Annotated in this window: 17 protein-coding genes; 4 read left to right on the top strand and 13 right to left on the bottom strand. The window is 73.2% G+C overall.

From position 1 onward, the window contains the following. Window positions 1-78 precede the first annotated feature (78 nt). Together QOZ89_RS05870 and QOZ89_RS05865 are read right to left on the bottom strand one after the other, a co-directional pair. The gene (locus tag QOZ89_RS05870) at window positions 79-903 is read right to left on the bottom strand and encodes an aldo/keto reductase (protein ID WP_071052401.1); all 825 of its coding nucleotides are present in this window, start codon (window positions 901-903) and stop codon (window positions 79-81) included. A gap of 110 nt (window positions 904-1013) precedes the next feature. Continuing rightward, on the bottom strand, window positions 1014-2024 hold the full coding sequence (locus QOZ89_RS05865; protein ID WP_071052402.1) for a 2OG-Fe(II) oxygenase family protein: 1011 nt from the start codon (window positions 2022-2024) through the stop codon (window positions 1014-1016). Between the two features lie 317 nt (window positions 2025-2341). On the opposite strand from QOZ89_RS05865, the gene QOZ89_RS05860 reads away from it, so the two are divergent. After that, window positions 2342-3514 (top strand): MGH1-like glycoside hydrolase domain-containing protein, encoded by a 1173-nt coding sequence (locus QOZ89_RS05860; protein ID WP_241842195.1) that lies wholly within the window; start codon window positions 2342-2344, stop codon window positions 3512-3514. A 148-nt stretch (window positions 3515-3662) separates the two neighbouring features. On the opposite strand, the gene QOZ89_RS05855 is transcribed toward QOZ89_RS05860, so the two are convergent. From QOZ89_RS05855 to QOZ89_RS05820, 8 genes are all read right to left on the bottom strand, one after another. Continuing rightward, window positions 3663-4646, bottom strand: a complete 984-nt coding sequence (locus QOZ89_RS05855; RefSeq protein ID WP_312623180.1) for an NAD(P)H-binding protein — start codon at window positions 4644-4646, stop codon at window positions 3663-3665. A 377-nt stretch (window positions 4647-5023) separates the two neighbouring features. Then, on the bottom strand, window positions 5024-6025 hold the full coding sequence (locus QOZ89_RS05850) for a thioesterase domain-containing protein (protein ID WP_083419608.1): 1002 nt from the start codon (window positions 6023-6025) through the stop codon (window positions 5024-5026). Between the two features lie 11 nt (window positions 6026-6036). Beyond that, window positions 6037-6963 carry a hypothetical protein gene (locus QOZ89_RS05845; protein ID WP_083419590.1) on the bottom strand — a complete coding sequence of 309 codons (927 nt, stop codon included), beginning with the start codon at window positions 6961-6963 and terminating at the stop codon, window positions 6037-6039. Beyond that, window positions 6947-7714 carry a hypothetical protein gene (locus tag QOZ89_RS05840; protein WP_131804151.1) on the bottom strand — a complete coding sequence of 256 codons (768 nt, stop codon included), beginning with the start codon at window positions 7712-7714 and terminating at the stop codon, window positions 6947-6949. The genes QOZ89_RS05845 and QOZ89_RS05840 overlap by 17 nt, the downstream gene beginning before the upstream one ends. Window positions 7715-7799: 85 nt before the next feature. Next, the gene (locus QOZ89_RS05835; RefSeq protein ID WP_312623179.1) at window positions 7800-8501 is read right to left on the bottom strand and encodes a GTP-binding protein; all 702 of its coding nucleotides are present in this window, start codon (window positions 8499-8501) and stop codon (window positions 7800-7802) included. After that, window positions 8482-8865, bottom strand: a complete 384-nt coding sequence (locus QOZ89_RS05830; RefSeq protein WP_071052407.1) for a DUF742 domain-containing protein — start codon at window positions 8863-8865, stop codon at window positions 8482-8484. Before QOZ89_RS05830 ends, QOZ89_RS05835 begins: the two co-directional genes overlap by 20 nt. 16 nt (window positions 8866-8881) lie before the next feature. Continuing rightward, window positions 8882-9274 (bottom strand): roadblock/LC7 domain-containing protein, encoded by a 393-nt coding sequence (locus QOZ89_RS05825; protein WP_007520785.1) that lies wholly within the window; start codon window positions 9272-9274, stop codon window positions 8882-8884. Continuing rightward, entirely contained in the window at window positions 9258-12236 is a 2979-nt protein-coding gene (locus QOZ89_RS05820; RefSeq protein WP_071052408.1) for a sensor histidine kinase, read from the bottom strand. Before QOZ89_RS05820 ends, QOZ89_RS05825 begins: the two co-directional genes overlap by 17 nt. 946 nt (window positions 12237-13182) lie before the next feature. Here QOZ89_RS05820 and QOZ89_RS05815 point away from each other — a divergent pair. Further along, window positions 13183-14196 (top strand): helix-turn-helix transcriptional regulator, encoded by a 1014-nt coding sequence (locus QOZ89_RS05815; protein WP_312623178.1) that lies wholly within the window; start codon window positions 13183-13185, stop codon window positions 14194-14196. A 475-nt stretch (window positions 14197-14671) separates the two neighbouring features. Here QOZ89_RS05815 and QOZ89_RS05810 read toward each other — a convergent pair whose 3' ends face one another. Then, window positions 14672-15577 carry a LysR family transcriptional regulator gene (locus QOZ89_RS05810; RefSeq protein ID WP_312623177.1) on the bottom strand — a complete coding sequence of 302 codons (906 nt, stop codon included), beginning with the start codon at window positions 15575-15577 and terminating at the stop codon, window positions 14672-14674. A 56-nt stretch (window positions 15578-15633) separates the two neighbouring features. Between QOZ89_RS05810 and QOZ89_RS05805 the strand changes: the two genes are divergently transcribed. Both QOZ89_RS05805 and QOZ89_RS05800 read left to right on the top strand, forming a co-directional pair. Then, on the top strand, window positions 15634-16704 hold the full coding sequence (locus QOZ89_RS05805; protein ID WP_241842197.1) for an EamA family transporter: 1071 nt from the start codon (window positions 15634-15636) through the stop codon (window positions 16702-16704). 138 nt (window positions 16705-16842) lie between these two features. Beyond that, window positions 16843-18432 (top strand): recombinase family protein, encoded by a 1590-nt coding sequence (locus QOZ89_RS05800; protein WP_312623176.1) that lies wholly within the window; start codon window positions 16843-16845, stop codon window positions 18430-18432. A gap of 398 nt (window positions 18433-18830) precedes the next feature. Here QOZ89_RS05800 and QOZ89_RS05795 read toward each other — a convergent pair whose 3' ends face one another. After that, a complete protein-coding gene (locus QOZ89_RS05795) occupies window positions 18831-20252 on the bottom strand; it encodes a replication initiator (protein ID WP_312623175.1) in 1422 nt (473 codons plus the stop codon). 487 nt (window positions 20253-20739) lie between these two features. After that, on the bottom strand, window positions 20740-21009 hold the full coding sequence (locus tag QOZ89_RS05790; protein WP_312623174.1) for a hypothetical protein: 270 nt from the start codon (window positions 21007-21009) through the stop codon (window positions 20740-20742). Between the last annotated feature and the right edge of the window lie 90 nt (window positions 21010-21099).

Raw genomic sequence — 21099 nt, 5'->3', positions numbered from 1 at the left:
CCCCGCCCGCGGGCCCCCCCCGGGCCGCCCCCCGGCGGGGCCCCCCCCCGCGGGGGGGGGGGGCGCCACGTGCGCGGGTCAGCGGATGTCGTCGACGTCGGGGTCGCCGCCGGAGCGGGACTGCGGGCGGGCGGCGATCGTCACCATCTCGTCGGTGGTGAGCTCGAAGCCGAAGACGTCGAGGTTGGCCTGCTGGCGGGCGGGCGACGACGACTTCGGGATGGGGACGACGCCGCGCTGGAGGTGCCAGCGCAGGACGACCTGGGCGGGCTTGACCTGGTGGCGGTCGGCGATCACGGCTAGGACCGGGTCGGACAGCAGGGCCGTCTTGCGGGCGAGTGGTTGCCAGGCCTGGGTGACGATGCCGAGCCCGGTGTCGTAGGCGAGCTGGGCGTCCTGGGTGAAGTGCGGGTGCAGCTCGATCTGGTTGACGGCCGGGACTATGCCGGTCTCGGCGACCAGCCGGCCGAGGTGGGCGGGGGTGAAGTTCGAGACGCCGACCGAGCGCAGCACGCCGTCGTCACGAAGCTTGATCATGGCGCGCCAGGAGTCGATGTAGCGGTCCAGGCGCGGCAGTGGCCAGTGGATGAGAAAAAGGTCCACGTACTCGAGCCCGAGCCGTTTGCGTGACTCCTCGAACGCGCGCAGGGCTGACTCATAGCCCTGGTCGAGGCCGCGCAGCTTGGTCGTCACCACGATTTCGTGCCGCCCGAGGCCGCTGGTCGCGATGCCCTTCCCGACGGCGTCCTCGTTTCCGTATGCGGAGGCGGTGTCGACGAGCCGGTAGCCGGCTCGCAGCGCGGCCCGGACCCCGGCCGCCGCGTCCGTCATCTTGTATGTCCCGATTCCCACCACCGGCAGCTCACGGCCATCGTTCATCACCCGCGTCGGCGCCATCCCCATGCCCCGACCCTCCCATCGCCGCTTCACCGTCCTGCCCCTGGGGCGGCCAGCCGCGGCGTCGACGGCGAGCCCTGGGTAGGTCGCGGCGGGTCCCGGGTGGACGGCCGGGGTCAGGGCAACGTGTAGGCGGCGCGCTGGCGGGCCAGGACGTGGTCGCGCGCACCGGTGCCGGGGCCTTCGGCGGCCGCGGCGGGGCCATCGGCGGCGGAGGCGGCCGCGGTCTGCCCGGGGAGTGCTGGGGCGACCCAGGTGTCGAGGTCCGGGTGGTGAAAGAAGACGACCGAGTACCGGTCCGGAACCGGTGCGCCGGGGGTACGCGGTGGGTTGACGACGCGGTGCAGGTTCTTCGGGATCTGGCCGCGGGTCCACAGGTGCAGCAGGTCGCCGGCCTGCAGCAGGACCGCGCCGGGCGGGAACTCGACCGGCACCCACGCGCCGTCCGGGCCAAGCGCCGCCTCGAGCCCGGACCGGCCGTCGGCCCAGAGCAGGGTCAGCCCGCCGATGTCCGCGTGCGGGCGCTGCCGGGTCTGGCCGGGAGCCGGCGCCTCCGGCTGGGCAAGATAGTGGTTCACGCACAGGTTGGAGTGCTGCCGCGTCGTCCAGGCGGGCAGGTCCGCGCCCGGCAGCCCCAGCGCCTCGCCGATCATCTCGACGAGCCGGTTCGTCAGCGCCCGCGCCGTCCGGTAGTACGTCGTCCAGGTCACCGTCAGCCTCGCCGGCCGCTTCGGCCACAGGGGGAACGACGCCGCCCACTCGACGTCGTCGACATACCCCGACGGGTCGGGGAGCGCCAGCTCGTAGCGTTCCAGCAGCAGGGCGTCCGCACCGCCCTCGTAGAGCGGCTGCCAGCCGGCCCACTCCCCCGAGCCCGACCAGCGCACCGGCGCCTTCTGCTCCGGTTCGAGGGCGAAGAACTCCCGGGAAGCCTCGACCATCGCGGCCAGGTCCGCGCCGAACGACCCGTCGGCGGAGAACTCGTCGAGCCCGGTCAGGAACACGCACGAGTTCCGCCGCAGGGCGTCCACCAACGCGTCGGCGGATGTCACCGGAAGGTCGAGCACGGGTACCCGCGCGGCGGGAGAGGCCGCGGGAACGGCAGCGGCAGCGGCAGAGAAGTCCATCGCGTCTCCAGGTCGGTGCTGGGTGACCAGCGTTGGGTGACCAGGGCTGGATGGCCTTGGCTGGTAGCCAAGGCCGGATAGCCAGACCTGGGTAACCGGGCCGCCGTTCCGACGCTGGAGGTAGATACCCGAGGACGCCTCCGACGCTAGCCGCGCCCGCGCGCCCCGGTCAATGCCGGGCACGATCATGCAGGAGCGCCAGGGTGAACCGTCCACCAGGTAATCGCGCGCGAGGCCGGCGGTGTCTCGCTGTGCCCAGGCCGTCGTCGGGCGTTTGCTGGGTCGTCGGCGTCCGGCCCGGTCGGCGAGTTAGCCTGATGCGCATGATCCTCGGTGAGGTGGACGGGGCCGCGGCGGTACTGGAGCGGTGCTGGCGCGACGGCTACTGCGTGCCGAACCCGGACGTCTACCCGCATCTGTGGCTGTGGGACTCGTGTTTCCACTCGATCTCGTGGGCGGCGCTCGGCGACCCGCGCGCGGCGGTCGAGCTCGCGTCGTGCCTGGACGCGCAGCTGCCCAGTGGCTTCGTCCCGCACATGCGCTACGCGGCGCCATCGGAGGGCTCCGGCCCGCTTACCGACCGTTCCTCCTTCACCCAGCCGCCGATCTACGCCCATGCCGCCCGGGTGCTGACCGAGCGCGGGCTGCCGCTCGCGCCCGGCACACTCGAGCGGATCGAGCGCGCGCTGGACTACCTGTGGAACCACCGGATGACGGCGGACGGGCTGCTGTTCATCGTCCACCCGTGGGAGTCCGGGTCGGACGACTCGCCGCGGTTCGACGACTGGATCGGCCGGTCGGCCTGGTCACGCCTGGCGTTCACGATCTTCGACCATCAGCTGGTGGAGGCCACGAAGTTCGACGAGGAGGGCGCGGCCGTGTGGTCGCGGGAGTTCGTCGTCGCCCCGGCCGCGATCAACGCGTTCGCCGCGCACGCCGCCCGCGAGCTCGGTGCGCTCACCGGCAAGCAGGAGTGGCACCGCCGCGCCGACGAGCTCGCGGCCGCCATCGACGACCTGCTGTGGGACGGCGAGCAGCACCACTGGGTGGACAAGCCGATCGTCGGTGGTGGCCCGAGCACCGTCCTTCCGACGCTCGACGGACTCATGCCCGCCCTCGTCACGCCCGACCCCGAGCGGGCCCGGCTTGCGCTCGCCCAGGCGGAGGACGCCGCCGGCTACGCGGCCCCGTTCGGGCTGCGGTTCCTGCCCGCCGGCCACCCTCGCTACCAGCCCGAACAGTACTGGCGCGGCCCGGCCTGGCCGCAGCTGAACTACATGCTCTACCAGGCCGCCCGCCGCTGGGAGGCGACGACGCTCGCGGAGGCGATCGCCGACGCCAGCCGCCGTGCCGCACTCGTCTCCGGCTTCGCCGAGTACTGGAACCCGGAGACGGGCGCGGGTCTCGGCGCGATCCCGCAGGGCTGGGCCGCGCTGGCCGCTGCCTACCCCGCCATCCCCGCCCAGCCCGAGCCGCCGGCCGCCGGCTGACCTGGGCGGACCGCGGCGGGATTCCCCCGGGCCACTGGTGAGACGCGCCGCCTGGCAGCGGGCCTCCCGGGCCTGGCACACCAGCGTTCTCCTGGTGTTGTCCGCCGGCACGCGCTGAGTGGTGGGGCCGGCCGGGGTGGGAGGTCCGTCATCGCCGCCAGCCGCCCACGCCCGCGGTGGGGCGGGAGGCGACCGGGGTGAACTGGTCGCGGTGCTCCGCGACGTAGGACTCGACGGTCTGGGGCGGAAAGCCGGTGACCTGTTCGACGATGCGAGTCAGCCGGTCGAAGCGGTTCTCGTGGTGCATGCGGGCGAGGGTGAGAATGTGCTGGCGGGCGTGCGGCGCGAGGCCGGCGACGGGCAGCACATGCTCCGCCCACCATTGGGGCGGGACGTCCACATATGGGATGTCCCTGCCGAGCGCCCGCGAGTACTCCTCGGCGACGCCCGTCATGTCCTGGGATCGCGGGCCGGTCAGCTCGTAGACGTGCTCACGGTGCGCCTGGGGTTCGGCGAGCAGCTCGGCGACGACCCGGGCGACGTCACGCGCGGCCATCGGCGAGGTGCGGCCCGAGCCGAACGGAAGGCTGAGCGTCCCGTCGTGGCGGAGCGTGTACGCGGCGAGCGCGCTGAACAGCGGGCTCTCGAGGAACGCCGTCGGACGCACGTGTGTCACCGGCAGCCCCGACCAGTCGAGCACCTGCTCAGACAGCCAGTGCAGCCGCTGCTGGCGGGACTCCCGCAGCCGAAGCGCCGTCATCTGCGACACCGTCAGCTGGGACATGGCGACCAGCGTCTCCAGGCCGCCCGCTCCGTCGCCCGCCGCGCCGCCGACGGCGCGGGCGACGTCGGCGACCGTCGCCGCCGCCTCCAGGTACTCGGGTGAGACGCTCATGCTGAAGAACATCCGCCGGCAGCCGTCCAGCGCCCGCGCGACGTCCTCCGGCCGGGCGAGGTCGCCGACGACGACCGGTACGCCGAGCGCCCGCAGCGCGTCCGCCCGCTCGTCATCGCGGTGCGCCATTGCGCGCACCGGCAACGACCGGGCTACCAGCAGCTCGACCACCGAGCGGCCCACCCCGCCGAGTCCGCCCGCCGCCCCCGTCACCAGAATCGGGCCCGTGTCCGTCACGATCGCCTCCTCCGGCCGCGGCCGCGGCCCACTGGGCCACGTTCCGGGACCGTGGGTTGTGTTCCAACCGAATGCCAAGTGCCGCGCTACCCGCGCTCCGCGCCAGGCAGGCGGCTCTGTCCCCGGCCGACGGCCGCGCCTCGACCAGCCCTCGGCACCCGAGCGCCTCCGGCGTCCACGCCGTCCCCAGCGTCCACGGCGCTCCTCCGGTCTGCTTCCCCTCGACCCATCCACCCAAAACCGCTGGTAGCCGCACGCGGGTCAGCCGCGGTCATCCGCCGCGGTCAGGCGACGCGGTCAGACGACGCGGCTTCGGCGGACGATGACCGTCCCCGACCGCCCGGACGAGAACCGTTACCGGTGCCGGTTGATGACCCTTACCGGCGCCCGGCGTGCCCGACGCCCGGGCGCTGGCGGTCGGGTCCGGCCGCGCGGACGCGGCCGGTGGGCGCCGGGCCAAGGGCGGGCGCGGGGCGACTGGCGGGCGCGGGGCGGGGAGCGGGCTGTGGGTTGAACAGGAAACGCTGGACGATCGTCGCGACATCCCACAGGTACGGGTTGGCGAACATCGTGATGTGGTCGCCGGGGATGACGGCGGTGGTCAGGTCCGCGATGCCCGCGTTCTCCCAGCCGAGGCAGGGCGACGTGGAGAGGCGCAGCTGGGAGGGCTGGCCCCACGGGTTCGCCGGGTTGGCCGGGCGGACGAGGACCACGGGCAGGTCGGACGGCGGCGGGCGGTAGGCCGCATAGGCTCGCACGGCGGCTGAGTAGGTGTCGACGGCGTCGAGCAGGTGGTCCTCGTAGCGGTCGGGGTCGGTGGCGCCGAGCGCGCGGGCGATCGCGACGCCCTGCGTGCTGAGCGGCACCCCGTGGTCGACGCCGCAGCGGCAGGCGCCCTGCCAGACGCAGGCCAGGTGGCGCATCCGGGCGAGCTCACGGACGGCCAGCTTGGGGTTGTCGGCCGGCGAGGCCTGCCCGGGCAGCGGCAGCGCGGCGTCGAACAGGAACACCCGGGCCACCGGCTGGCCGAGGCCGCGCAGCAGCCGGCCCAGCTCGTAGGCCACGACCCCGCCGAACCCGTACCCGCCCAGCTGGTAGGGGCCGCCTCCCGGCTGGTCGAGCAGCACCGACGGAAGCAGGTGCACCGCCATCGCGCGGACGTCGCCGAGCGGTGCGCGGGCGCCGTCGCGGCCGGGGAGGTCGAGCCCGCGGCAGACGGTGCTGACACTGAGCGCGCCGGCGAGCGGGAGGCCTGGGTGCGGCGGGCCTTCCAGGCCGCCGACGAGGAACAGCGGCGGCGGGCGGCGGCTCCGCGCCGCCGCGCCGGCGGGCGCACGCCGGGGGGCGGGCCGGGGCGCGGGGCGGGTGGCCACGGGCATGTCGGTGGGCTTCAATCCGGGCCTGCCCAGGTGACGGTGACCCGTCCGGCCGCGACGCGGCCGGCGCTCACGGCGGACAGGACGGCGAACGTGGCCGCCGGCGACGTCGCCGACGCGACCCGCGGCCTCGCATGCCAGGCCGCCGGGGCCGGGACCGGGCCTTGGGCCGGGTGATGGCCGGTAGGGGTCGGTGACGGCGGGATCGGCGCCCGCGGGCGGCGCGCGGGCAGATAGGGCGCGCGCACGGCGGTGGACAAGCCCATCCGGCCGACGAGCAGCGTTACCTGGTTCCCTGCGGCGCGCACGGCGGCGCGCCACTCGGCCGGGATCGTGTGGTTGAGCCGCTCGATCCCCTGCCGCCCGTCGGCGCGCGGGTGGACCAGGTCGAGGAGGGCCGGGCCGATCCTGACCGTCCAGCCGGCCACGAACGGCGGGTCATCCCGCAGTGACGAGTGCAGCGCGAGCCCGGTCGCGAGCGCGTGCGACACCGCCGGGTCGATGACTTCCCCCGGCCGCAGCCGGCACGGGTCGCCGGGGGCGCGCGGATCGGTCGTCATCAGGTCGTCGTCGTCATCGACGGCGAGCAGCGGCTGCGGCCGGCAGCCGGTCAGCGCCGCGGTGCCGATGCCCAGCAGGTCCGCGTAAACGATGCTCGACCCGCTGGCGGCGAGCTCCTCCTCCGCGAGCGCCGCCGGCGCGACGGTGACCGTGGACGGCGCGCACTCGGCGTGGACGAGCTGGACGCGCCGCACGAAGCGGTGCGGGTAGCGGCGCAGCACCAGCGACGTCGCCTCGCCCATCGCGAGGTCGCCCTCGCCCTCGCAGACCGGGCACCGATAGGTGCTGGGGTGCGGCCCGTGGCGCAGCGCCGCGAGCAGGTCGGCTGGCAGGAGGGCGGCGACCGTGGGGTGGACGCGCAGGTCACGCACACTCGTCACCGGCGCGACGCCCGTCCACCAGCGTGCCGGTGGCGGGGCTCCTCGCACCGTCGCCAGCGGCGTGCGGCCCGGCAAGACCGCCGACGCGGCGGCCCTCGACGGAGCCGGCGGCCGAGCGCGGCTCGGTCACCGCGGCCGCACCGCGTGCACCCGCGGGAACCCTGGCGACGCGACGGCTGTCCCCGCGGCGGCCGGCGGCGGCCGGCTCGGCGCCGGCCGGGGCGCGCTGGCCGAGGGGCCGGCCGGCGACGCGGTGGTCGTCTCCACGCGCGAGCGCGGCGGGCGGCTCGGCCGCGGAGGGCACGGGCGCGGAAGGGACGGCGGGGGCGGGGACCGAGACGCCGGGACCGGGGACGGGGAGGTCGTCGGCGGGGGCGGGAAACGTGGAGAGGGTGTCCGGCACGGAATGGCGCAGGTCGGACAGCTCGGGGTACGGGATGCCGTCGGCGGCCTCGCGGCCGGCCAGCAGGAGGGCGTGGGCGGCGGTCACCCACTCGGCGGTGTCATCGGAACCGGCCGCCTGGCAGACGATCGCCCAGGTGTCGAGCACCTTGGCGAGCGCGCCCGCCACGTAGGCCGGCATCCGCACGACGACGGCGGGCAGCGCGGCGCCGCCCGGCTCCTCGGCTGCGATCAGCCGGGCCCGGTCGACGTCCACCTCCATCTCGATGACGGACAGCAGCAGTGGTAGCGGGGGGTACTCGGGCATTACCGGCGGTGCCACCGGCATCGGTCGCGTCGAAGGCTTCATCGTTACACGCCCTCCCTCGAGGGTTAGGGCCGACCGGTGCGCGACGATGGCGAAGCCTCGCGTGCCCGAAAGCCCGTTCCTGGTGTCACGTTCTCTGCGGGGTTGGCTGGGGCCGGGCGGCGCGGGCCTCTTCGGCGAGGGTCGCTTCCAGGGCGTGGCGGACGAGGGCGATAAGGGCCGCCCGGGTGGACGGCTGGTGGCGGGCGTCGCACATGACCACCGGGTGCTCGATGTCGAGCGCCTTGCGCACGTCGGTGACCGGGTGGACGAGCGCGCCGTCGAACTGGTTGACGGCGACGACGAAGGGCAGCTTCCGGTCCTCGAAGAAGTCGATCGCGGCGAAGCAGTCGGGCAGGCGGCGGGTGTCGGCGAGCACGACCGCGCCGACCGCGCCGACCGTCAGCTCGTCCCACATGAACCAGAAGCGGTCCTGGCCGGGGGTGCCGAACAGGTAGAGGACGACGTCCTGCTCGGGCAGCGTGATCCGGCCGAAGTCCATCGCGACGGTCGTGGTGGTCTTCCCCGCGATCCTGCTGGTGTCGTCGACGCCGACGCTCGCCGCGGTCATGTGCGCCTCGGTCGTCAGCGGCGGGATCTCGCTGACGGAGCCGACGAACGTTGTCTTGCCGACCCCGAAACCACCGGCGATGATGATCTTCAACGGGGTGGTGGTGACATCCGGGTCGGCGTCCCCGCCGGCCGGGCCGTTCGGGAGGCCACCCGGGCGGGTCGGGCCATTCGGGGGGCCACCCGGGCGGGTCGGGCCGCTAGAGCCGCTGAAGGCCATCGAGCACCTTTCGGAGCAGTTCGGAATCGGGCCGCCAGTCGGGGCGCTCGGGCCGGTGCACGACGACGAGACCGTCGCGGGCCATGTCGGCGACCAGCACCTGGGCTACACCCAGCGGCAGGTCAAGGCGCGCCGAGATCTCCGCGACGGACTGGAGCTGGCGGCACAGGAAGGCGATCTCACGCTGCTCGGGGGGCATACCGGCAGGTGGCCGCCGTGCGAGAGCCACCCCGTGCGAGGTGGTTGCCACCAGTGCGACCAGTTCCAACGCGCTGTGGGGCCGGGTACGCCCGCCCGTGACGGCGTAAGGGCGGACGACCGGTCCGGCTGCCTCGTCGGGCAGCTCCTCGTCGTCCCGAGGCAAGGTGCACCCCCCTCCGTCAGACCTGGACGCGCATCGGCGGGGTCAGGACCTGGCCGGCGCGCGTCACGAGTCGGGCCATCTCAAAGGCGATCATCCCCGGGTCCGCGGCGGCGGAGGCGGCGACCGCCAGGCAGGAGCCCTCGCCGATCGCGGCGACGAACAGATAGCCGTCGTCCATTTCGACAATGGTCTGGCGAACATCCCCGCCGCTCATGTACCGGGACGCGCCGAGCGCGAGCGAGCGGAATCCGGAGGCGACGGCCGCGATGTGGTCGCCGCCCTCCCGGGAAAGGCCGGAGGAACGGGCCAGCTGTAGGCCGTCCGAGGACAGCGCCACCGCCCACTGGACGTCGGAGATACGCCTTTCCAGATCGTTCAGCAGGAATCCGAGATTACCGGTGGGAGGCATCGCCCATCCTTTCGTCGTCGCCGGGAAGCCCTTGGCGGAAGCCGGCCCGGAATGAGGTGACCAGGTTGCGAGCCTTCTCGGGGTCCGGCCCGGGGCCCTTGGCTCCCGGCGTCGCCGCGGCGGCCACGCGCCGGCCGCCGCGCAGCTCCGCGGACAGGTGCTCGCCGCGGCGGCGGTGCGGCAGGTGGCCGAGCGGCGGCTCGACCAGGCCCGCCGCCCCAGCCAGGCTGGTCGCCCCCGCCAGGGCCGACGGCCCCCCAGAGCCGGACGCGGCTCCCGGGGCGGGCGGAGCCTGCGGGCGCGGTGCGAACGGCGCGGCCGGCCTCGGCGTCGCTGGCCTCTGCGCAGCCGGCCTCTGCGCAGCCGGCCTCGGAGCGGCTGGCCTTGGCGCGGCCGGCCTCTGCCCGGCCGGTCCCGCCGCCGGGCTCTTCGGCCCCGCTGGCCCCGCCGGCCCGGTAGGCGTCGCGGGTCCCGTCGCCGTCGGTCCCGCCGGTGTCAGCGGTCCCGTCGGCGTCGGCGGTCCGGCTGGCGCCCCCGGTCCCGTTGACGCCCCCGGTCCCGTTGACGCGCCTGGCCCGGTGGGAGCGGCCGGCGGGCGCTGGGTGGGTCCGGACGGGGAGCCGACCGTGATCGGCGGGAGCTCGAGCGTGTTGCCCCAGTCGGCCCGGACGGCGTCGAACAGCGTCGGGCCCGTCGCGCCGGCGTCCGCGGGGTCCACCCCATCGGAACCCGCCCCGTCCGAGCCCGGCCGGCCAGCGCCGTTCGCGCCGTTCGCGTCGTCCGCGCCGGCGCCGTTCGAGCCGCCCGAGGTGGTCTCCCGCCGTGGCAGGGGGCGGAAGAAGCTCTCGCGAACGGTGAGGACCTGCGACGGGTCGCCGTCGTAGCTGACGTCGAGGTCGTCGAGGTACGCCCCGTCGTCCGCGAGACCGTCGTCACCCGCACCGCTCCCCGTGGCGGCGAGACCGCCGTTGCCCACCGCGAACGGGTTCTCGTAGCCCACGCCGGCCGCGTCGAGGCGCTCCAGGGCGCTGATCCGGTCGAGCGCGGCGCGCAGCGGGTCGTCGACCACGGGCGGCACCGCCGCGCTGTCGTCGACGAGCACCTCCGAGGGCAGCAGCACGACCGCCGTGACACCGCCGTAGGCGCTGCGGGTCAGCTGCACGTCGATCCCGTGCCGGGCCGCCAGGTTCGCGACGACCCACAGGCCGAGCTTGTCGCCCTGCTGCTCCGGGTTGAACGGCGGCGGATCGGCCAGGCGCGCGTTGAGCTCGGTCATCGTCTCGGTGACGATCCCGATGCCGCGGTCGGAGATCTCGACCGCGACCCCGGTGCCGACCGGGCTGCCGGACACCGTGACCATGGTGTTCTCCGGCGACATCTGGGTGGCGTTCTCCACCAGCTCGGCGAGCAGGTGGATGACGTCGCCGACGACCGGGCCGACGATGCGGATGTCGATGGCGGAGCTCACCTCGACCCGGGTGTAGGCCTCCACCTCGGCGACGGCGGCGCGCATCGCGTCGACCAGCTTCACCGGCGAGCGGAACACCCGGCTCGGCCGGCCGCCCGACAGCGCGATCTGGCCTTCGACCTCGCGGCGCATGCGGGTCGCCAGGTGGTCGAGCTTGAACAGCCGGTCGAGCATGTCCGGGTCCTGCTGGTCGCGCTCCAGGTCGGTGATCAGCTTCAGCTGGCGGTGGATCAGCGTCTGGCTGCGCCGCGCCAGGTTGCGCATCGAGGCGGACAGCGAGTGCTGCGCGGCGACCTCCGTCGCCGACTGGACGGCCGCCGAGTAGACCTCGCGCAGCGAGCGGGCGACGTCCCCGATCTCGTCGGCGGGTCCGCGCGCCGCGTTGTCCGCCCCGACGTCGGCGTCGACGGGGCGGCGGTCGCGGATCGCGGCCGTCACCGCGGGCAGCCGCTGCTCGGCCATGTCGAGGGCGTCCTCGCGCAGGGCCCGCAGCTGCCGGGCGAGCCGGCGCGCGATCATGACCGAGACGGCCACCGTCATCACCATCACGATGCCGGCGAGCAGACCAGCGAGCCACGCCCGGGTCCTGGCCGACGAGGCGAGAGTGCTGCTGCGATCGGCGAGGTCCAGGGTGATCTGTGCCTCGACGTTGCGCAGCTGGTCGATCTTCGCGTTGGCGGCGGCCAGCCAGTCGGTGCCGGTGACGTCGACGGTTCCGCCGGTCTGCGCGGCGCGCAGCGCCCGGTCCTGCAGGGCGGTCACCGGGCCCAGCGTCGGGCCGACGGCCTGGTCGTAGAGCTGGCGCTGGCCCTGGTCGGCGTAGACGTCGAACTGGCTGACCCAGGCCGCCTCGGCGCCGCTCGCGGCCCGGATGAGGCCGAAGTTGTCGGGGTCCAGGCGCTTCAGGATCAGCAGGATGCTGACATAGCCGCGCTGCTGGGCGGACTGCTCGGCGACGTTGCTGATCGCCGTCAGGGCGGCGACGGTGCGGACCACCTCGGGGTCGGTCGTGCCGACGCCGGCCTGGGCCGGGGTGACGCCGAGCCAGGCGCGCACGATGCCGTTGAAGACATCCGTGCCCGTTCCGGGCTTGAGCGCGTGCGTGTCGATCTGGCGGCGCAGGCCGGGCAGTTTGTCGGTCTGGGTCTCGGCGGCGTTGACGGCGGCGACCAGGCGCGGGTCGTCCGGCAGTGAACCGGCGACGCTCTTGACCTCCGCGTACGCCCGGTCCACCGGGGCGCGGGAGGCCCTGGTCTCCGCCTCCAGGGCGTGGTAGGCCGAGCCAATGTAGGACGACGACGCGTAGCGCTCCTGCGACAACGCCCGGACCAGCGCATTCACCTTGATCGTCAGCTGGGCGGCGGCCTCGCTGCGGCTGGCCGCGTGCGCCGCGCCCGCCTGCCCGGTCACGAGCAGCGTGGCGAGCCCAGCGAGCGCCAGCAGCGGCACGACCAGTGCGACCGCCAACCGGTACCGAACCGGCCAGTTCTCCATCTCGCTCCCATCGGCAGAAGCGCAACGACGACATTGGGGCCCTGGGGCAGAGGGCGGAGGAGCAGGGGCGGGACACGGAAGGCCGTGGGAACGGCCGCGGGACACGGGCTCCCGCCGCGGGTGTGGAGCAGATACGCGGCGGGGCCAAAACATGGGGCCATGACGTGATAGAGGTGGATGTAGGTAACAAAAACGCGAAGGGGCAGGAGCGTTACGGACTTGAGAGCCAAGAGCCGCCGGGGCCGCGCCGGCACAGGAGGGGGGTGCACCGACGGCGCCGACAGGAACGGAGGGGGACGTGGCTGCGGCGAGGCGGCACCCCTTTCTCGCCATTGATTGCGGGTGCCGTCCCGAGCCCCGGCGGTGCAGCAGAAGCTAACCCGCCACGGACCGCGCGGATAGGTCACCGAACGGTCCTATGTGGGACACGCGTCCTATAGGGGTCAGGATGAACGGTCCTATGTGGGACACGCGTCCTATAGGGGTCATAGAGGCGCCCATGTGGATAGTCCGTGCTCGTGTCGTGGTGTAGCGTGCCCGGCACACCCTTCGACCAGGCGTAGCGGCGCAGCTACGCCGATCGCCGACCGCTCAGACGGTCCACCCGCCCACCCGTCCCCACGTCCAACGGACCTCCGGTGGACGTCCGCTGGCGTCTTTACCCACTGCTTACCTACTGCCCCGCTTGCCTCCTGCCGCCTCCCGGAGACGGCAGGAGGGCGCCACCCGGACATCCAACGGGCGTCCGAGCGCGTCCAACCCGACGGCGACCGAGGCCCGGCGGGCGTCGATCGCCGCTGGCCATGTCCCGATGGACGTCCCACGGGCGTCTGATCACGTCCGACCACACGTCCAACCACACCGCTCCCCTAGCCCGGAGCGCGGCGGCGCGGCGCGGGGCCACCCTCCTCCCCACGCCGCGCCGCCTACAGAGGGAGACGCCCCGGTGCTGCTGGAGAAGCTGTTCGGCCTCGACGAGTTCGGCGTCGCCGTCTACCGCGCGGCCGCCGGGCACCGGTACTCCGACATCGAGTCGCTGGCCGAATGGGTCGGCAGGCCGGTGCCGCAGGTCCAGGCCGAGGTGCACCGGCAGATGCAGCGCGGCCTGCTGCGCCTCGTCGGTGACACGTGGGAGGCCCAGGACCCGGCGCTGGTGCTCGAGGCGGAACACGCGTCCGAACGCGTCGAACTGGAGGCCAGCCGCTCGGTCATGGTCGAGCAGCGCGCGGCGTTATACCGAAGCGGGCTGTTCGCGGACTACCTGGCCGGCCGGCGCCGCCCCGGCCCCCACGACCGGGTCGTCACGATCCTCGACCACCACCAGATTCTGCTGAAGATCGCCGAGCTGGTCGACAGCGCCGAGTCCCAGGTGCACTTCCTGCTCGGCGGGCAAAGCCCGGCGGGCCCGGGGCAGGTCCAGTACATCCAGGACCTGGTGTGGGGGATGGCGCGCGCCGTGGAGCGCGGGGTACGGGTCGCGTCCGTGTGGGCGCCCGAATATGTCGCCGCGGCCCGCGCGGCCAGCGGTACGCGGCGGCTGCCGCCGCTGGGATGGGTCCGCCAGAGCTCCAATGTGCCGATGCGCGCCGTCGTGGCCGACACCCGCGCGGCCATCCTCCCGGTCGACCCGAACAACCTGGACCGGGGGGCGCTCGTCATCGAGGCCCCCAGCCTGCTCGTCATCATCACCGACATGATCGAACGCATTCACCGCGACGCGCAGCCGCTGGCGGCCCCCCCGCCCGCCGCCGACCCCGCCGTGCAACGCCGCCAGAACGCGGTGCTCGCGCTGCTGGCGCAGGGCCATACCGACCACGTGATCGCCGCCGAGCTGGGCGTCACCATCCGCACCGTCCGCCGGGACGTCGCCGACCTCTACGAGGCTCACAACGTCACCAGCCGCTTCGAGCTCGGCGCCGTCACGGCCAGCCTCGGCCTCCTCCCCCCGATCGAGACCTGAGGCGCTCCCGTCGGGGCGAGGCGCTGGGCGCGCTCGCCCCGTGTCGGGCGCTGGGCGCCCTCCCCGCGTGGTGCCGGGCCCTGGCATATGGCGGTGGCAGGGCCCGGACCGGGCTGACGACATGGCTGGGCTGGCACTGCGCCGATGCGCCGTCACCAGTTGTGGCCGAGTTTCGCCTACTGGTGGCTGGAACGGCGTCGCGGTCTGCCGCGGCTGCACATCCGGGCCCATGGAATGTCTGTCAGGCGCTGAACCTGACCTCCCAGATCGGCTTCGCCGATCCCGCAGTGACCCTGCTCCCTGCGTGGTGCCGGGCCCTGGCATATGGCGGTGGTAGAGCTGGGTCCGGGCTGACGAGGTGGCTGGGTTGGTACCGCGCTGATGCGCCGTCACTAGCGATGGCTGAGTTGCGTGGATGGATTGCCGGTATGCGTCTACACCCATGTCGCCGCTTGCATGTGGGTGGCGGGACCGCCTAGGTAGGGCGGGTCGCGATGGTGGTGGCGTGGTGGCGGAAGCTGGCGAGGGCGCGGCGGACGGCGAGACGCTCGGCGCGATCGGGGCGTAGCAGCGCGATCAGGTAGCGGCCGGTCTCGATGCCGGCGACCTCGCGCAGGGTGATCGCGCCGCCGGTCGGCGTGGTGAAGCGTGGCAGAACGGCGACCCGGTCGCCGCGGGCGACAAGAGCCTCGACCAGCCGGTTGTCGCGCAGCCGCTGGACGACGGACACGCTTCGTCCGGTCGCCTCCTCGACGGCCAGGCGGACGGTGTCGAACGGGTAGCCGACCGGGACGCCGTACCACTCGACCTCGACGAGATCATCGGCCGCGACCCGCTCCAGGACGGCAAGCGGATGGTCGGCACGCATCGCGATATCGAGCGGCTCACGGGCCAGCAGCACGCTGACGAGGTCGTCGGCGCCCGGTGGCGGTCCCTTGCCGAGGCTGTGGCCGATGACGATGTCGTAGTCGGCCACCAGGGCGGCGTACTCGTGTTCGGCGAGGTCCACATCGTCGCATTCCAGCCGGACCGCCGTCGTCTCGAGCTCGTTCAGCACCCCGGGGAGCAGCAGCGTCGCGGCGCTCGGAAGGGCGGCCACCCGGACGACGCCGGCGGGCTCGCCGCGAAATTCGTCGAACCGCGCCTGCACCTCGGCGAGCACCCGGGCGACGTCGCGGCCGGCGTCGGCCAGCAGGCGGCCCGCCTCGGTGAGCCGGATCCCCCGGCCGTGCGGTTCGACGAGGCGGACGCCGAACTCGCGCTGCGCGGTGCGCAGCTGCTGGGAGACGGCGGACGGCGTGCGATGGGTGGCCGCGGCGACCGCGGTAACGCTGCCGCGCGCGGCGAGCTCGCGCAGCAGGTCCAGGTGGCGGACGTCCACGCCGCCAGGCTACAGACCCTGTAGGTGGCCTACAGGAATCCACAGATAAGTTTCACTTGTCCTTACAGCTTGGCGTCCGCGACAGTCACCGCATGCCCGCTCGTCACCGTCTCCTCGCCATGATCGTCGCGGTGGCCTGGGGCGTGAACTTCCTCGCCATCGACGCCTCGCTCGAGCATTTCCCGCCGTTCCTGCTGGCCGCGGTGCGATTCGCCATCATCGCGGTACCGACGCTGCTGCTGGTGCCCCGGCCGCCGGTGCCAGCGCGGTGGCTGTTCGGCTACGGGCTCGGCTTCGGGACGTTGCAGTTCCTCTTCCTGTACTGGGCCATGCATGCGGGGATCCAGCCGGGAGTCGCCTCTCTGGTCCTGCAGTCGTCGGCGCCCTTCACGGTGCTGCTGGGGGCGACGCTGTTCGGCGACACGGTCACGCCGCGCCGGTTGGCGGGCCTGGCGGTCGCGGTGCTCGGTCTCGCGGTCGTCGGCTGGGAGAGGTCGCACACGGCGGCGATCGGGCCGTTCCTGCTGGTACTGGCCGGCGGCTTCGGCTGGGCGATCGGGAACATCTGCAACGCCCGGGCGAAGGCGCCCAACCCGTTTCACCTGACCCTGTGGATGTCGGTGGTGCCGCCGGTCCCAATGTTCGCTCTGTCGCTGCTGGTCGAAGGCCCGCACCGGATCGGCGCGGCATTCTCGACGACTGACCACCTGCCTGGCGCGCTCACCGGGCTCGCCTACACGGTATTGATCGGCACCCTGCTCGGTTCGGGCATCTGGAGCTGGCTGATGGCCCGGCATGCCGCCGGGCTCGTCGCACCGTTCTCGATGCTCGTCCCGGTCGTCGGCCTTTCCACCTCAGCCGTCCTTCTGGGCGAGCGCGTCACCGCGCTGGAAATCGTCGGCGCCGCCCTGGTGGTGGGCGGCGTCCTGTCCGGCTCGATGGCCCGAACGCTCCGGCTCCCCCTGCGCCGCGGGAGCCGCGGCCCGACCACTACGACCAGCCCGACCACTCTGCCTCGTCCGCCCACTCCGGCTGGTCCGATCGCCGCTGCCGCGGCAACGGGCCGGCCGGACAGGCCGCGATCCCCCGCGGTGGTCGGGACCAACGCCCGTGGCCGCCCGCTCTGACCGCCCGCCCACAGGGAAATAGTGGTCGGCCCACGCCCGAGGAGCCCACCGAGCGCCGAACCGTGGCATGTGGACCCGTCTATAGACGCGCCCCTTTAGGGACACAATAGTTCTATGTCTATTGATGTGTCTCATGGGGTGGATCCGGTCGACAAGGCGCCGTCGTCGTGGCGGGAGGTGATCCAGCCCGAGACGCGCCGGTTGCTCGCGGAGCTGCTTGGACGGGAGGCGGAGCGGTTCCCGGTTGCGGTGGGGATCTACGCCCGGATCTCGAAGGACAAGGGGCACGACGCGCGCGGGGTGGCCCGCCACATCGATCAGGCTGTCGCGCGGATCGCCCGTGAGCCGGGGTGGCGGTTGGCGTTTCCGCCGTTCGTGGACAACGACCTGTCCGCGACCAAGGGGGCGAAGGGCAAACCACGCCCGGAGTACAACCGGATCATGGCCGCCGTCGGACGCGGCGAACTACGGGTGATCGTGCTCTACATGTCCTCGCGCCTGTGGCGGAACCGCAAGCAGCGCGCCGAGGCGATGGAGCCGCTGGCGCAGTGGGGTGTGTTGCTGGCCGCGACGCAGGGCAGTGACCTGGACCTGTCGACCCCGTCGGGGCGGATGGTCGCCGGGATTTTGGGCGAGGTCGACAGCCACGAGGTGGAACAGAACGCGGTCCGGATCCGCGACGAGATAGAGCAGCGCGCCCGCCACGGTCTGCCCGCCGGTACCCGGCTGTATGGCTACACGACCGATCGGCAGATCATCGCCGACCAGGCCACGATCATCCGGACGTGTGTGGAGAAGATCCTGGACCCGCGTCAGGACCGGTCGATCACGTCGTTGGTGGCCGAGATGAACGACGCCGGGGTGCCGACGCAGACCGGCGATGCCCGGTGGCAGACGAGCACGTTGCGGGAGCTGTTGCGTAACCCGGAGTTGGCCGGGTTGCGGACCTATCACCGGAAGGTGGTCGCCACCGGCCAGTGGGAACCGATCATCAGCCCGGAAACCCATGCCCGCCTGGTCGCGCGCCTCTCGCGGCACACGATGCCGCCGGGGTGGTCGAACCGCACCCGCCATCTGCTGCCCGGGATCGCGACCTGTGGCCGGTGCGGGGCGGGGATGCTGTACCGAGGGCCGCAGGGCCGGACCAAGGCCAGCTATATATGCCCGCCCGCCGAACGGGGCGGCTGCCGGGGGGTCCGCCGCCAGGCCGCCCCGGTCGATCTCTACGTAGAGACGACCGTCGTAGGGTTGCTGTCCCAGCCGGGCATCCTGGCCGAACTTGTCCGCGAAGACGCCGCCGACCCGATGGAAGCGATCAAGGTAGCCGCCGACATCGAAGCCGCGCAGGCCCGAGCGACCGCGTTGGGCGAGCAGATGGCCGACGACGACCCGCGCGACGAGGTTACGAAGATCCTCCGCAGGTCGCAGGCCGCGAAGATCCGGGCCGATCTTGCCGAGGCTCGTGCCCGCCAGGCCCAGATGACCCAGTCGGGTGCCTTTGACGGCCTGTTGGACGTCGAGGACATCGCCGCGCATTGGGAGTCGTTGTCGTTGCCACGCCGCCGGGCGATCATCCGGGCGATGGTGACCGTGACAATCCTGCCCACCGGACGGGGACGGACCGCGTTCAACACCGACACCGTCCAGATCAAACGCCGCAGCCCGTCAGCCCTCGCTGTTGGTCCGGGGCAGGGGGCGGACCGGGCCGACCAGGTCACGGACCGCTAGCACCGTCTCGCGGTCGAACGGTTCAGCCGCCAGCGCCACCACCCGCGCCCGCGCCGCCGCCACGATCTGAGCGGCCAGTTCCTCCGACACTCCATCCACCCCGACCGAGACACGACGCCCACCAGGACCACGACCCCGAGTAGGCCGCGACGCGGCCGCCCCCGCCGAGTCGCCTGCCGGATCATCGACGGCAGCTTCGGACGGGGACGGGTCCCACCCCCCCACCCCCACGGGACGCGCCGAGCCCGGACCAGGCACCGAGACAGCAGCGGAACCTTCGGTACTCACCGTTTCGGCGGCCACGTGCCCCACAGGCTCCGCCACGCCGGCCACGTCTTCGGGGTCGTCGAAGGGCAACGCGATCTGTCCGGCCAGCAGCCCCGCCCCGCGCCGCCGGTTCACGGCCCGCCCCTGGGTGCGTTCTCCGACGCGGAAGGATCACGGCCGCGTCCGGCGTAGCGCCATTGGCCGATGACCTCTGTTTGGGGGTCCCCGTCGGGGCGGCCGAATTCGTCGAGGACGACCGGCGATCCGTCGCCGTCCAAGCCGAGGGGGCGGCCGGACAGTGCCGCCGCGAGCAGCCGCGACCAGCGCCGCCGCACCCCACGCAACTGCCGAAACGTCGTCGAATACTTCCGCGACTTGGTCAGCCAGTGACCGCCGAAGCCGAACGAGTGGGACCAGCGGATGAGCCCGGACACTCGGCCTGCGGGCCGTCCCGCTGCAGCGTCGAGCGCTTCCGCGAACGGACGATCGGTACCGAGGCGCCAGCACGTTTCCACCAGCCGTCGGGTGTGCTCGCGCAGGCCGAGGCGGGCAAGGTGGCGCAGCGACCGCACGGGGCCGTCGAGTGCCCCCGATTCGGTGACCGACTTGGTGAGGTACTTGGCCAGGTAGTTGCCGACCTTGACTGCGTCGACGTCGGAGCCGAGGCGGATACGGCGGATGTCGACCTGACCGCCCCAGCGCACCGCCCACCCGTCCGTCGACGCCGCGACCGGCAGTGCCCCGGAGCTGTCGAACAGCGCGACCGCCGCCGGGTCCGGCGCCGCCACCGACACCGAGCCGACGACCGCCCGTAGGCAGTCCGTGATCAGATCCCCGTATGCCCAGTCAGGTGGAGGGGTCGGTTCGCCGGACGGGTCCCGGCCATCGACCCGGACCACGACGTGCAGGTGGACCAGGCCCCGGCGTTGCATCTCCGCGACCTTCACGAACGACACCCGCACCACGCGGCGCAGCCCGCTGACCGTGAGCCCGACGGCCGAGGCCACCGCGAATTCGAGCCTGTCGCGGGTGGCCTTCCACAGCGCGGGCACCATCGCGTTCCAGACGACGGCGCGGTTGTAGCCGAAGCAGCGCGGGCACAACGGCTCCCCGAGCCGCCGGTCGTCAGCGCTGTGGCGGAGGTGACAGGACTGGGCACGGCCGTGTTCGCAGGTCCCGCGCCGCTGCCGACAAACCTGACTGTCCGCGCCCTTGCTGGCACGGCGGGAGTGCACCGGGCCGAACGAGGGGGCGGTCAGCGTCACGAACCAGGCAGGCCCACCTGCGACCGCAGCCACCGCCCCGTCGGTGCCGGTGTCGAGGCCGCGTACGACGATGCGCCGCGCGTCGCGCTGGTAGAGCTTGGAACAGTCCGGGCAGGCCGAGGCCCGCCGGTTGTTGCACCGCACATGCACCGTCGGCGGGGCGGATGCCCGCCGGATCTCGCCGGTCGCCAGGTCCACGTGGTCGAACCGGCCAGCCAGCCGGATAGGCCGGCTACAGCCCCCGCCGGGCTCTGTCGTTGCGGTGCCATCGAGTGTGCCGGCCGCCATGACCGATGCCTCCACCCCGGGAAGCAGGCCCGACCACGCACCACACCGCGCTGATCACGACACCAGGCGCCGAAAAGCAGCCCGATCGTGAGGAACGGAGAGCGAAGCACGTGGTCGCGACCCGCAGGCCGCCCCGCCCGAAGGCGGGGTGCGCCCGGGATACCCACCGCTGTTGCACGCGGAGGTCACACCAAGCGCAGAGTGGTGACACCCCTGCCCGCATCATTGGCAGTCCGCTATCTGGCGTCACCCGTACTTAATCCAGGTCTGGGAATCTTGACCTAGCCCCAACGGGCTCTAAAGGGTCTACCCGATGACCGGACTCCAGAATACCGCACCAACACAGCCAAACACACGGAAACAAACAGATCCGACCCGCGGCGCGTGCCAGCGCAGGACAGAGGGTTCGACCGAGACCCGCACCGGCCACCACCCAGCCCGGCCACAGTCACCAGGCCCGGGCAACAGCCACGCGCACAGCCGGCCGTCAGGCCGCCGCCTTGCTCGTCTCCGCCAGCCCGGACGCGGACAGACGCGGGAGTGGCAGCAACTCCCACACCACCAACGCCACCCGCCGACCTGCGACCTCAGCCCGCACCTCATGACAGACCGTCGGACGCGACCTGCGCATCGGAGGCTTCCCCGCACACACCACCGGCGGCACCGACCCCGCCGCACGGCCCGCCGCGATCAACCCACCGACCGCGAGCGCCACCGCCGTCCGCCCAGCCGACACCTCCACCGGCCAGACCGCCACCGGACCCACCTCCGGATGCCCCGACGCGACCTCGAACGCCCACCGGACCAGACTCCGCCGAGGCGCCAAAATCACCCCCGGCCGCGACGG

The sequence above is a fragment of the Pseudofrankia coriaricola genome, assembly GCF_032027725.1.
Classification (GTDB): domain Bacteria; phylum Actinomycetota; class Actinomycetes; order Frankiales; family Frankiaceae; genus Pseudofrankia.
The sequence above is the reverse complement of the archived record's forward strand: the minus strand, read 5'-3'. Positions and strand labels throughout refer to the sequence as shown.

Excerpts from the sequence above, each read along its gene's own strand:
- QOZ89_RS05860 (WP_241842195.1), top strand. The coding sequence starts at position 2,342 with ATGCGCATGATCCTCGGTGAGGTGGACGGGGCCGCGGCGGTACTGGAG.
- QOZ89_RS05870 (WP_071052401.1), bottom strand. The coding sequence starts at position 903 with ATGGGGATGGCGCCGACGCGGGTGATGAACGATGGCCGTGAGCTGCCG.
- QOZ89_RS05795 (WP_312623175.1), bottom strand. The coding sequence starts at position 20,252 with ATGGCGGCCGGCACACTCGATGGCACCGCAACGACAGAGCCCGGCGGG.
- QOZ89_RS05835 (WP_312623179.1), bottom strand. The coding sequence starts at position 8,501 with ATGGCCTTCAGCGGCTCTAGCGGCCCGACCCGCCCGGGTGGCCCCCCG.
- QOZ89_RS05840 (WP_131804151.1), bottom strand. The coding sequence starts at position 7,714 with ATGAAGCCTTCGACGCGACCGATGCCGGTGGCACCGCCGGTAATGCCC.
- QOZ89_RS05865 (WP_071052402.1), bottom strand. The coding sequence starts at position 2,024 with ATGGACTTCTCTGCCGCTGCCGCTGCCGTTCCCGCGGCCTCTCCCGCC.
- QOZ89_RS05850 (WP_083419608.1), bottom strand. The coding sequence starts at position 6,025 with ATGCCCGTGGCCACCCGCCCCGCGCCCCGGCCCGCCCCCCGGCGTGCG.
- QOZ89_RS05825 (WP_007520785.1), bottom strand. The coding sequence starts at position 9,274 with ATGCCTCCCACCGGTAATCTCGGATTCCTGCTGAACGATCTGGAAAGG.
- QOZ89_RS05820 (WP_071052408.1), bottom strand. The coding sequence starts at position 12,236 with ATGGAGAACTGGCCGGTTCGGTACCGGTTGGCGGTCGCACTGGTCGTG.